7 protein-coding genes are annotated in these 12,168 nt (G+C 70.0%); 3 read left to right on the top strand and 4 right to left on the bottom strand.

The genetic code is table 11. The annotated features are described in order from the left end of the window. Positions 1-79: 79 nt before the first annotated feature. The 3 genes from ACQP0U_RS22650 to ACQP0U_RS22640 all read right to left on the bottom strand — a co-directional run bounded on the left by ACQP0U_RS22650 (position 80) and on the right by ACQP0U_RS22640 (position 6,102). Positions 80-1,744: a hypothetical protein gene (locus ACQP0U_RS22650; RefSeq protein ID WP_433310437.1), complete on the bottom strand. Its 1,665-nt coding sequence runs from the start codon at positions 1,742-1,744 to the stop codon at positions 80-82. 293 nt (positions 1,745-2,037) lie between these two features. Continuing rightward, complete coding sequence (locus ACQP0U_RS22645) at positions 2,038-3,879, bottom strand: hypothetical protein (protein WP_433310434.1); 1,842 nt, start codon at positions 3,877-3,879, stop codon at positions 2,038-2,040. A 741-nt stretch (positions 3,880-4,620) separates the two neighbouring features. After that, positions 4,621-6,102 carry an aminopeptidase P family protein gene (locus ACQP0U_RS22640; protein ID WP_433310431.1) on the bottom strand — a complete coding sequence of 494 codons (1,482 nt, stop codon included), beginning with the start codon at positions 6,100-6,102 and terminating at the stop codon, positions 4,621-4,623. 132 nt (positions 6,103-6,234) lie between these two features. Here ACQP0U_RS22640 and asnB point away from each other — a divergent pair, with 132 nt between their 5' ends. Then, positions 6,235-8,196: an asparagine synthase (glutamine-hydrolyzing) gene (gene asnB, locus ACQP0U_RS22635; protein WP_091405235.1), complete on the top strand. Its 1,962-nt coding sequence runs from the start codon at positions 6,235-6,237 to the stop codon at positions 8,194-8,196. 85 nt (positions 8,197-8,281) lie between these two features. Here the strand turns inward: asnB and ACQP0U_RS22630 are convergent, their stop codons facing one another. Beyond that, complete coding sequence (locus ACQP0U_RS22630; protein WP_433310428.1) at positions 8,282-9,382, bottom strand: lytic polysaccharide monooxygenase auxiliary activity family 9 protein; 1,101 nt, start codon at positions 9,380-9,382, stop codon at positions 8,282-8,284. Between the two features lie 353 nt (positions 9,383-9,735). On the opposite strand from ACQP0U_RS22630, the gene ACQP0U_RS22625 reads away from it, so the two are divergent. Beyond that, positions 9,736-11,004 carry an XdhC family protein gene (locus tag ACQP0U_RS22625; RefSeq protein ID WP_433310425.1) on the top strand — a complete coding sequence of 423 codons (1,269 nt, stop codon included), beginning with the start codon at positions 9,736-9,738 and terminating at the stop codon, positions 11,002-11,004. A 104-nt stretch (positions 11,005-11,108) separates the two neighbouring features. Then, the gene (locus ACQP0U_RS22620; RefSeq protein ID WP_433310422.1) at positions 11,109-12,044 is read left to right on the top strand and encodes a PfkB family carbohydrate kinase; all 936 of its coding nucleotides are present in this window, start codon (positions 11,109-11,111) and stop codon (positions 12,042-12,044) included. Positions 12,045-12,168 lie beyond the last annotated feature (124 nt).

The raw sequence follows: 12,168 nt of genomic DNA, 5'->3' as shown, positions 1-12,168 counted from the left end.
GAACCGGCCCCCTTCCGCGTCTCGCGGAAGGGGGCCGGCTCGTTGTGTTGGTGCTACGCCGTCCTCACCCGAGGGGTGATCAGGCGAAGCAGTTCTCGATGGTGCCGCCCGGGATGGCCAGGCAGTTGGTCGGACGGTTCGCGGTGATGGCGGACTTGTCGTCCACGTTCACGTCTCCGAAGAAGCTGAAGACACCGCCCGGCTCGAAGGTGGAGAAGTTGTGGGCGACCTTCGTCTTCTGCAGGTTGACCTCGCCGAAGATGTTGAAGATGCCGCCGCCGACCCCGATCGGGCCGATGGCCCGGTTGCCGACGACCTCGCTGTCGCGCAGCGTGGTGACGCTGTCGGCGTTGAAGAGCCCGCCGCCGAAGAAGCCAGCGGTGTTGTCCTTGATGCTGCTCTTCTCGAACGTGGCCACGCTGTCGAAGGCGATGGCCGCACCGCCACCGACACCGGCGGTGCTGTTCTTCTCGACCGTGACGTTGTGCAGGTTGAGCTGGCTGTCTGCCGCAGCCAGACCACCACCGGCGAGGACTGCGGTGTTCGAGACGAACTTGGTCTCGTACGCCGTGGTGTTGCCCTCGATGTCGAGGTAGCCACCGCCGAAGCCGAGCGTCTCGTTGTCGGTGATCTCGGCCTTCTTGAGCTCGACAGTCCCGCCGTCGACGTCGTCGCGGAAGATCTCGGCGGCGCCGTTGGAGATACCGCCACCACCGATGATGGCGGTGTTGTCCTTGATCTTCGACTCCTCGACCTTGAGCAGGCCGGCGTTGAACACACCGCCACCGAAGAAGAAGGCGGTGTTACGGGTGACGGTGCTGTGCCAGATCTTCGTGGTGCCGAAGTTGGCCACACCACCGCCGTTGCCGCCCGACTGGTTGAGAACGACCTCGGACTCCAGGATCTCGGCAGTGCCACCCGGCTGCACCAGGATGCCGGCACCGTCGGTGGGCTCCGGGTACTCCACGAGCGGCGTGACGACACCCGCCTTCGCGGCCGGCGCGGCCTTGGGCGTCACCTTCGGCGTCGCCGTCAGGCCCGCCTTCGGGTTGGCCTGACGGGCGGTGAGCGCCTGGTTCAGCGGGACGCCCGCCTTCACCTGCGCCGCGATCGCCTCGGAGTCCGAGTACGACGCCCAGACGGCCGCCGGCTCGACGCTGTTGAACAGTTCGAGGGTCTGGCCACCCTTGATGGTCAGGCCCTTGATGGTGAGGTGACCGCCGGCGCCGACGTTGAGGATGCGGAAGTAGTCCGCAGTGGCTTCCCGAGAGATCGTGGTGTGCTCACCCTTGAGCGTGATCCGCTCGGTGATCACCGGCAGGCCGTTGCCCTGGTAGTCGTTGCGGGTCAGGTTGTAGGTGCAGCCCTTGGCCAGCTCCAGCACACCGCCGTGCTTGTTGTTGGCGTACACGATCGCCTGAATCAGCTTGTCGGTGTCGCAGGGCACCTCCTTCCCGCGCTCGTGGTCCTTGTCCTTGTCCCGGTCCTTGTCCTTGTCCCGGTCCTTGTTCCGGTCCTCGTCCTTGTCCCAGTCGCGCGCCTCGTCACCCCGCTGGTCGCCATCCTTGCTGACCTGCGCGGTGTTCCAGTTGAGGCCGACCGCACCGGCGCTGCCCGCGACGCCCACCGCCGCGAGACTGATCACGCCCGTCAAACCGGCCACGCCACTGGCGAGCCAGAGCTTGCGGCGGCGCTTGGCCGTCGCCCGCCCGGAGGCTTCGTTGTTCGTTAGGTAGTTGGACATCGGAGCTCTCTGCCCTCTCCTCGTACCAGACAGGGTCGCCGCCGTCAGACGGGCGTCCCCTGCTACAAATCGGTTGTAGCTCCCAAAACGACCGTATGAGAAGGTTCCTCGCCTCGCAGGCTTATCCGAGATAAGCCCACATTCGGTTCATGTTGCTCCCAGCGAGGCCGGACTGACGCACCACCACCCAAGCCGGCCGGCAGGCCCGTGACCTGCCCAAATGGGTACGCCCCTCCGAGCCGTTCACGGCTCGGAGGGGCGCGCCCTCTATGTGGATCAGCCACCCGTTCCGGTCAGAAGCAGTCAGGAACGTTCAGGCAGTTGGTGGGGCGGTTGGCGGACACCACTGACTCGTCGTCCAGCCGCACGACGCTGAAGAGGCCGTTGGAGATCCCGCCGGGCGGCAGGGTGGCGAAGTTGTGCGTCACCTTCGTCCGGTGGAGGCTGACCTCGCCGCCGTCGGTGTTGTAGATGCCGCCGCCGCTGCCGAGCGGGCCGAGGGCCCGGTTGCCCGACACCTCGCTGTCGCGCAGCGTGGTGACGCTGTCGTCGTTGTAGAGGCCGGCGCCGAAGAACCCGGCGGTGTTGTCCTTGATCCTGCTGTTCTCGATCGTCGCGACGCTGTCGAAGGCCACGGCCACGCCGCCACCCACGCCGGCGGTGCTGTTCTTGACCACCGTGGCGTCCTTGAGGGTGAGCTGGCTGTCGGCCACCGCGACGCCACCACCGGCGAGGACCGCGGTGTTGTCACTGACCGTCGTCTGGTGCAAGGTCGTGGTGCCCTCGACATCCAGGACGCCGCCGCCGAAGCCGAGGGTCTCGTTGTCGGTGATCTCGCTCTTGTGGACCCAGACCGAGCCGCCGTCGACGTCGTCGGTGAAGATCTCCGGTGCGCCATTCGAGATGCCACCGCCGCCGATGATCCCGGTGTTGTCCTTGATCTTCGACTCGTCGACCTGGAGTACGCCGGCGTTGAAGATGCCGCCGCCGAAGAAGAAGGCGGTGTTGTGCGCGACCGTCGCCTTGCTGAGCCTGGTGCTGCCGAAGTTGGCCAGCCCACCGCCGTTGCCGCCGGACTGGTTGTAGAGCAACTCGCTGTCCAGGATCTCCGCGCGGCCACCGGGCTGCACCAGCACCCCGGCACCGTCGGTGAACCCGGGCTGCTCGACCAGCGGCACCGCGGCCGGTCCGGCACCCGCTGCGGCTACCGGCTTGGCTGCGGTGGCCTTGGTGGCCGTCGGTGCGGCCTTGGTGGCTGCCGCCGGGGCCTTGGCTGGCGCTGCTTTCGCGGTGGCCTTGGCGGGTGCCGCCGTGGCGGGTGCCGCCTGTGCGGGCGCTGCCTTGGCGGTGGCCTCGACCGGCTTGGCGGTGGTTGCTGCGGGCTTCGCCGCTGTTGCCGCCGCCGGCTTGGCGCCGGCCACCGGCTTGGCCACTGTGTTGCGAACCAGGGCCGAGTACGGGGCCCAGACCGTCGCCGGGTCGGCGGTTATCGGGGACCGAAGGGTCTGGCCACCCCTGATGCTCAGGCCCTTGAGCGTGAGGTGCCCACCGGCGCCGACGTTGAGGATGCGGAAGTAGTCGGCAGTGGCCTCGCGGCCGATGGTGGTGTGCTCGCCCTTGAGGGTGATGTGCTCGGTGATCACCGGGAGGCCGTTGCCGTCCTGGTTGCGGGTCAGCGTGTAGGTGCAGCCCTTGGCCAGCTCCAGCACACCGCCGTCCTTGTTGTTGGCGAACGTGATCGCCTGGATCAGCTTGTCGGTGTCGCACGGGACCTGTTGTGTGCGGTCCTTCTCGTCGTGCTTGCCGTCCTTGCGGTCCTTGCCATCCTTGCCGGACTGGTCGTCGAAGCCGCTCCAGTCGTCGCCGCTCCAGTCATCGTCCTGACCGCCGTCGTCCTTGGCGCCGTTCTTGTCCGCACCGCCGTCGTCGCTGACGTTCTGCCGGTTGGCCCCCGGCTGCGCGTCGGACACCTGGTCGGACTTTGGCTTGTCGTTCCGAGCGGCGACGCCGCCGAGGGCCGCGAGGCCGACCACGCCGGTCAGCCCGGCCACACCGGCGACCCAGAGCGCCCGCCTTCGCCGTGTCGGCGGAGCCGTCGAGGCCCCGCCGTCGGTACTCGTTACGTCGTTGGACATCAGAGCCTTCCGCCCTTTCCTGCTACCAGACGGGATCGCACCGCCCGAGGCGCCACGACCAGCTACAAATGGGTTGCAGCTACTGATCCCCACCGTATGAGAACCATCTTCGCGATGCCGGACTTATCCGAGTTAACCACGCATTTGGCGCGGATCAGGTGACGGCGGGCAACCTGTCCGGGCCGGGGAGAAACGGTCCTGAGCAGCACAAACACCGACGGACGGCGCCGCGAGGCAAGCGGACGTCGCCCGCCGGTCGGCGATGCGGGCCTGTGGATGGGCCGGCCGGTCCGTCGGGTGGGGCGGGCCGGTCCGGCCGGAAGGGCTGGGCCGGGGGCGGCCGGGCCGGAAGGGCTGGGCGGGGGTGGCCGGGCCGGGAGGGCTGGGTTCCGGGAGGGCTGGGCCCGAGGGCCGGGCCGGAGGTGGCTGGGCCGGACGCTTTGACGTCGCGGCGAGACCGCAGCCCGGCAAGGGCAATCTGCGGCAAGGTCGACCGGTGGCATTGCGCCCGAAAGGGACGTCGAGGACGGCGTCCGTCAGCGTTGTCGTGGACGTTCCCGTTGAGGTGTGCGGATACCGCACACCGCTCGCCCCCGCGGCGTGATCCACTCGGTTTTGTTGAAGGCGCGGTATCCGAGCGACGCGGATAACACGACTTCAGGTAAACCGAGTGGATCACGGGCAGGGCTTGACCCGCCTGCCCGGCCGAGACAGACGGCCAAGGGCAGGCGGGCAGGCGGGTCAGCTGGGCAGGCGGGGGCCGGCTTCGCGCTGTTCGGCCAGCCAGGTCTCCACCTCGTCGGAGGTGCGTGGCAGCCCGGCCGACAGGTTCACCGCGCCGGTCGCGGTGACCAGCACGTCGTCCTCGATCCGGATGCCCACGCCGCGCAGCTCGGCGGGGACCAGCTCGTCCTCCGGCTGGAAGTACAGACCGGGCTCGACGGTGAGCACGTAGCCCTCGCCCAGCGCGCCGTCGCGGTAGGTCTCCTTGCGGGCGTTGGAGCAGTCGTGCACGTCGATGCCGAGCATGTGGCCGAAGCCGTGCAGCGTCCACCGCCGGTAGACAGTCGACTTCTCGTCCATCGCCTCGTCCACGCTCACCGGCAGCAGGCCCAGCTCGGCCAGACCCTCGGCGAGCACCCGCATGCAGGTCAGGTGGACGTCCTTGAACTTCACTCCGGGGCGGATGGCCTCGATGCCGGCTTGCTGCGAGGCGTACACGATGTCGTAGACCTGGCGCTGCAGCGCGGTGAACCGGCCGCTCACCGGCAGGACCCGGGTCACGTCGGCGGTGTAGAGGTTGTGGCCCTCGACGCCCATGTCCATCAGCAGCAGGTCACCCGGTCGGGTGGCGCCGTGGTTGTGCACCCAGTGCAGGATCGTGGCGTGCTCGCCGGCACCGACGATCGAGCTGTACCCGACGTCGTTGCCGTCGTGGCGGGCCCGCAGCGCGAAGACGCCCTCCAGGAGCCGCTCGGAGACCGCGCGGTCGGCCGGCAGGATCCGGGCCACGTCCTCGAAGCCACGAACGGTGGCGTCGATCGCGTCCTGGAGTTGGCCGATCTCCCACTCGTCCTTGACCAGCTTCATCTCCGAGATGGCGATCGCCAGCTCCCGGTCCCGGGCCGGCTGACCCTCGGCGCGGGGCCCGTCGTAGGCGCGGACGGCCGCGTCCACCTGGGCGTCGAAACCGCGCAACACCCGGGTACGCCCCGGAGCCAGGTCGGCGAGCGTCGCCTCCAGGCCGGTCAGGTCGGCGGTGGGCAGGCCCAGCTCGGTCGACTTCTCGCTGAGGGTGTGCCGCCGGCCCACCCACAGCTCGCCGTTGCGGCTGCGGAAGAACTCGTCTGTCTCCCGGGAGGACCGGGGCCGCATGTACAGCATCGCGTCGTGCCCAGAGCCGTTCGGGCGCAGCACCAGCACGCTGTCGGCGTCGTGGTCGCCGGTCAGGTAGGCGAAGTCGCTGCCCGGCCGGAACGGGTAGTCGGTGTCGTTGGCCCGGACCTTCTCGGTGCCGGTGGGGATCACCAGCGTCTCGCCGGGGAAGGCCGCCGAGAGGGCCGCCCGCCGCTTGGCGTAGTTGGGCGTCTCTGGGCGTGGCGTCACGGGGAGCGCCGTGTCGCGCCAGCCCTGCCGCATGAAGGACAGGAACGCCTCCGGGAAGTCCGGATCGTGCGATTCCGTACCGTCCGTCGGCGTACCGTCGGTCTGTCCCTCGGTCATTGCGCCGCTCCCTCCGCTACGTTGCTGGTCCCGACCGTACCGCGCGCCCGGTTGGCGGTAACGCCCCCTGGGAGGCGGGCGGATCGACGGACGGCTGCAAGGCCCGACAGCGCGCGTGGAAAGATGGCCACCATGTGCGGACTTCTGGCCTTCTTCAGCGCGAACGGCAACGCCGCAGCGCATCGCGACCACATCGCCGGAGCGTTGGAATGCCTGCACCACCGCGGCCCCGACGAGACCGGGGTCGAGGTGGTCGGCGACGCCTCCGGCCGGTACGCGGACGGCGTGTTCGCCCACAAGCGGCTGGCCATCATCGACGTCGCGTCGAGCCACGAGCCACTGCCCTACGCGAACGGCCGTTACCTGCTGACGTTCAACGGCGAGATCTACAACTACATCGAGCTGCGCGAGGAGTTGATCAGGAACTTCGGGGCCCAGTTCGCCACCGCCGGTGACGGCGAGGTGATCGTTGCCGGCTACCACTTCTGGGGTGAGCAGGTGCTCACCCGGCTGCGGGGCATGTTCGCCTTCGTCATCTGGGACCGGCAGGAGCGCCGGGCGTTCGGTGCGCGCGACTACTTCGGCATCAAGCCGATGCACTACCTGGAGACCGCCGACGGCCTCTACCTGGCCTCGGAGAAGAAGGCGCTGTTGCCGTTCGCGCACAGCAACTACCAGGGCGACGCGGGCGTCGACACTGCCAACCTGAGCCACTACCTGACCCTGCAGTACGTCCCGGAGCCCGGCACCCTGCACAAGGGCATCAGCCGGATCGGCTCCGGGGAGTACCTGAACTGGACCCCGGGCGGCCGGATCGACGTACGCCGGTGGTACCGGCCGGTGTTCCGGCCGGCGCCGGTCGACGACGAGCAGAAGCTCTACCACGAGATCCGCGAGACGCTGCGGGAGAGCGTGCGCATGCACATGCGCTCCGACGTGCCGGTCGGCTCGTTCCTGTCCAGCGGTATCGACTCCACAGCGGTGGTGGCGCTGGCGCGGGAGTTCAACCCGAACATCCTCACCTTCACCGTCGGCTACGACGTGCCGGGTTACTCGGAGATCGACGTCGCACAGGACTCGGCCCGGCACCTCGACGTCACCACCATCCCCACCAAGATCGGTCCGCAGGACATGATCGACGCGTTGCCGAAGATCGTCTGGCACCTGGACGACCCGGTGGCCGACCCGGCGCTGGTGCCGCTCTACTTCGTGGCCAAGAAGGCCGCCGAGCACGTCACTGTGGTGCTCTCCGGTGAGGGCGCGGACGAGTTCTTCGGCGGCTACACGATCTACCGGGAGCCGCTGTCGCTGGGCACCGTGAACGGCCTGCCCGGCGGTGTGCAGAAGGGGCTGCGCGCGGTCTCCAAGGCGATCCCGCAGGGGGTCAAGGGCAAGAGCTTCCTGGAGCGCGGCACCACCCCGATCGAGGAGCGTTACTACGGCAACGCCCGGATGTTCACCGAGGAGGAGAAGCAGCACCTGATGCGCCGCTACGACCCCTCGGTGCGCTACACGGACGTCACCGCCCCGATCTACGCCGAGTGCACAGAGCTCGACGACGTCACCAAGATGCAGTACGTCGATCTCTACACCTGGCTGCGCGGCGACATTCTGGTCAAGGCCGACCGGATCTCGATGTCGCACTCGCTGGAGGTGCGGGTGCCGTTCCTCGACCGTGAGGTCTTCGACGTCGCGGCGAAGATCCCGGTCGACCTGAAGCTGCCACCGCGCTCCGACGCCACCAAGTACGCGATGCGTCAGGCGTTGCAGGGTGTCGTGCCGCCGGCCATCGTCAACCGCAAGAAGCTTGGCTTCCCGACCCCCACCCGGGTCTGGCTGCGCGGCGAGATGTACGAGTGGGCCCGGCACGTGCTCAGCACCTCGGGTGCGGGCGATCTGCTCGACCTGTCGTACGCGCTGCGGCTGCTCGACGAGCACAAGCGGGAGGAGGCCGACCACTCCCGCAAGGTGTGGACGGTGCTGATCTTCTGCATCTGGCACGCGATCTTCGTGGCCAAGACGCTCGACCCGGGCATCCAGCGCAACCAGTCCGCACTGCTCACGAAGCCAGTGGTGGGCTCGATGGTCCGCTGACCCTGCCCCACCCTGTTGATCAAGAGGTTTGCGTCACCGGAACCGCTCCGGATGACGCAAACCTCTTGATCATTTCAGGTGGTTGTCAGCGGCGGGCGCAGGTGACCGTGGGGAGCCCGTTGGTTCCTGACGCGCTTGCCAGGAAGCCGAACGTTGTGGTGCCTTCCGGTGCGACAGTGCCGTTGTAGGCGACGTTCGTCGCCGTCACCGACGAGCCGGAGGACGTCTGGGTGGCGCCCCAGATCTGACTGATCGACTGCCCGTTGGGCCAGGACCAGCTCGCGGTCCAGCCGGCGAACGGCGTACTGCCGTGATTCATGATCGTGACCTCGCCCTGGAAGCCGCCCTGCCAGGCGCTGGTCACCTTGTACGCGGCCATGCAGTCACCGCCGCTCGGCGGCGGGGTGGTCGGCGGCGGGGTGGTCGGCGGTGGCGTGGTCGGCGGCGGGGTCGTCGGCGGCGGGGTGGTCGGGGTACCACCCGAGCCCACGCCGGTGACCTCGCCGTTGCCGCCGTCGAAGGTCACGTCGGAGCAGCCGAAGAAGTTCTCCTGCGAATCCGAGCGGACCCAGCGGGAGTAGATGATGTGCTGGCCACTCTTGCCCGACGGCAGGTTGCCGCTGAAGTAGTAGTGGCCGTCGTTGCTGCCGACCGACCCGCGCTGCGGCGGGTTGGTCACCGTGAGGAACGGCTCCTCCAGGTCACTCCAGGCCAGCGCCCGGCTCGGGCTCCAGCTGTTCTTCGTCACGTAGAAGTAGAACGTGCCCGGGTGGTGCGCCCAGTTGCTGTACTTGAAGTCCAACCGGGCTCCGGCGGTCAGGTGGGTCAGCGGCCAGTCGGTGCGCGGCAGGTCGTAGCCGCGGAAACCGGTGTTGCCGCCGCTGCACAGTTGCCCGTCAGGAATGAAGCCGGTGGTGCGGCCGCCAGCGTCGGAGCGCAGCACACTGAACCAGTTGTAGAGCGAGTTCGCCCCGCTCTGCGCCACCGCGGCGGAGCACGCGGGGTTGATCGGCTTGATCTCACCGGTCTGGCTGCGGCCGTCCTGCCAGCACAGGTAGGTGCGGCTGCCCGGCGTCATCGCCGCGCCGTGCGCGGCGGCCGGCTGCGGATTGGACGCCACGGCGACAGCGCCCAGCGCGAGGGTTACGGCCGCAGTGAGCAACGCGGCCGTACGGGAACGATTCACGGGTTCTCCTGACTCGCGAGGCGCGCTGCCTGAGCCGCCCCGCCGCAATCGGGTGGGATGTGGGCCTGATCGCTCCGCTGTGTGAGCGGTGCGACGATCACGGCGACGTGTCCCGGCGGAAAACAGCCAGTGGACGTGCGCCATCGACGGTCCTGTCCTGGACCGGTGCCCTCGCGTCTGACCAACCCGGCAACCGGCGGCGCCGCAGCCCTCGCACCGCCCGGTACGCGTCATCCCACCACGCCGCACTGCCGTTGCGCAATAGGCATCGCTCGATGCATGAGAAGACCCGCCGGTCGCTGTTGAACGCCATATCCTGCGTACGGGGAGCGGGGACGGAGAGGCGGCAGCCGGTGCCGGACGTGTTCGACGAGGTGCACCGCCGGTGCCGCGACGGCGAGCCGGTCGCGCTGGCCACCGTCGTGGCCACCTGGCGCTCCGCCCCGCAGCCACCCGGCGCCGCCATGGTGGTCGCGACCGACGGCACGGTCATCGGCAGCGTCTCCGGCGGCTGCGTCGAGGCTGATCTCTACCAACGGGCCCGCCGCGTGCTCGACACCGGCCAACCCGAGCTGTGCCGCTACGGGATCAGCGACGACGACGCGTACACAGTGGGCCTGACCTGCGGCGGCATCCTCGACGTGTTCGTGGAGCGCGTCGACGCGGGCGACCTGCCGGCGCTGGACGCGGTCGCCGCCGCCCGCCGCGACGGCCGCCCGGCGGCAATGGTCACCTGCGTGGCCGCCGACGCGGGATCCCGACCAGCCCGCACCGGCGACACCCCGGCCACCACCAACGCCGACCCACCGGCCTCCGCCAGCGCCGGCCCACCGGCCTCCGCCAGCGCCGGCCCACCGGCCTCCGCCGCTGAGCCGCCGGGAGCTGGGCCGAGCGATCCCGCCCGGCGGCTTGGTCGGCGGCTGGTGGTGCTGACCGGCCAGCGGTCCATCGGCTCGCTCGGCGGCGACCGGCTCGACGACGCCGCCAGCGCCGACGCCCTCGGGCTGCTCGCCGCCGGGCGCAGCGGGATGCTCCGGTACGGCTACCACGGGCAGCGCCGGGGCCGCGGCGTCAGCCTTTTCGTGACCTCGTACGCCACCCCACCCCGGATGATCGTCTTCGGGGCGATCGACTTCGCCGCCGCGGTGGCCCGGATCGGCGCGTTCCTCGGCTACCGGGTCACCGTCTGCGACGCCAGGCCGGTCTTCGCCACCGCGCGGCGCTTTCCCGAGGCGGACGAGGTGGTGGTGCAGTGGCCGCACCGCTACCTGCGTACGGAGTTGGCGGCCGACCGGCTCGACGAGCGGACGGTGGTGTGCGTGCTCACCCACGACCCGAAGTTCGACGTGCCGTTGCTGGAGCTGGCACTGCGCCACCCGCTGGCGTACGTCGGGGCGATGGGCTCACGGCGCACCCACGACGAACGGCACAAGCTGCTGAGCGAGGCGGGGCTCAGCCCGGCGCAGCTCGCCCGGCTCGCCTCCCCGATCGGGTTGGACCTCGGTGGTCGTACCCCGGAGGAGACCGCCGTGAGTGTGGCCGCGCAGATCGTCGCGGCCCGGTGGGGCGGCACCGGCCGACCCCTCGCGGCGCTCGACGGGCCGATCCACCAGCCGGGGTAGCGGGCGCGGCCTTCGGCGCCCATCGGGCCGCGCGCTGTGCCAGCCTGGTGCCAGGGCGATCGGCTCGGCGAGCCGCGGTCGGTGGCGACGACGAGAGGAGCGGCATGGGATACGCGGTGGTGCTCGGCGAAGCGCTCGTCGACCTGCTCGACGGTGAGGTCGACGGGGAGCGGGTCTACCGGCAGGCCATCGGCGGCGGGCCGCTCAACGTCGCCGTCGGGGTGGCCCGACTCGGCGGTGCGGCACAGTTCGTCGGTTCGCTCGGTGATGACGCGCTGGGCGGCCGGATCCGCGCCTTCCTCACCGCAGCCGACGTCGGGGTGGCCGGTGCGGTCACGGTGCCGGCGCCGACCACGCTCGCGGTGGTGACGTACGCCGGGCCGGAGCCGGACTTCCGTTTCTACGGTGAGCCGGCCTCCTACGGGCTACTCGGCCCGGACGATCTGGATCTGGCGCTGCTGGAGGGCGCCGACGTGCTCTACTGCGGCTCGATCGTGCTGCTCCAACCCGGCACGCTGGCCGCCGCCCGACGCGCCTGGTCGCTCGCCGCCGGTCTGCGGGTCCTCGACCCGAACGTACGTCCCCGGCTGCTGAACGGGCCAGCCGCGCTGGACGGGCTGCGCGAGGTGGTTGCCGAGTTCGCCGCCGGCGCGCACCTGGTCAAGCTGAGCGCCGCTGACGCGGTGCTGCTCTATCCCGGTGAGCCGGTCGAGGGGGTGGCCGCGTACCTGCGTGAGCTGGGGGCGGCCACGGTGGTGGTGACGCTCGGCGCGGCCGGAGCGGTGCTGGCCGCCGCCGACGCCGACCCGGTCCGGGTGCCGGCCCCCACTGTCAACGCGATCGACGCCACCGGCGCGGGTGACTCGGTGATGGCCGCGCTGATCGCCGACCTGCTCCTCGACGGCGAGCCGGAGGGCCCGGCGGGCTGGACCGACCGGGTGGCCTTCGCCCTGCGGGTAGCCGGTCTGGTCTGCGAATCCCCGGGCGGTGCCACCGCCATGCCCACCCGAGCCGCCGTGCAGAAGCGCTTCAACCCCTAACCCCACCCCCGTGCCCCGCGCCCCGGTGGCCCCGTGGCCCCACCCCAACCCCCGCGCCGATCTTGCACTTTCGGTTGGCGTTTGGTCCGTCTTGCCCTTGTTTCTCCCCGCACAAAATGCAAGA

The sequence above is a fragment of the Micromonospora sp. CA-269861 genome, assembly GCF_050948505.1.
In the GTDB taxonomy this organism is placed as follows: domain Bacteria; phylum Actinomycetota; class Actinomycetes; order Mycobacteriales; family Micromonosporaceae; genus Micromonospora.
This window is presented reverse-complemented; position numbering and strand designations above follow the sequence as displayed.

Excerpts from the sequence above, each read along its gene's own strand:
- ACQP0U_RS22645 (WP_433310434.1), bottom strand. The coding sequence starts at position 3,879 with ATGTCCAACGACGTAACGAGTACCGACGGCGGGGCCTCGACGGCTCCG.
- ACQP0U_RS22620 (WP_433310422.1), top strand. The coding sequence starts at position 11,109 with ATGGGATACGCGGTGGTGCTCGGCGAAGCGCTCGTCGACCTGCTCGAC.
- ACQP0U_RS22640 (WP_433310431.1), bottom strand. The coding sequence starts at position 6,102 with ATGACCGAGGGACAGACCGACGGTACGCCGACGGACGGTACGGAATCG.
- asnB (WP_091405235.1), top strand. The coding sequence starts at position 6,235 with ATGTGCGGACTTCTGGCCTTCTTCAGCGCGAACGGCAACGCCGCAGCG.
- ACQP0U_RS22650 (WP_433310437.1), bottom strand. The coding sequence starts at position 1,744 with ATGTCCAACTACCTAACGAACAACGAAGCCTCCGGGCGGGCGACGGCC.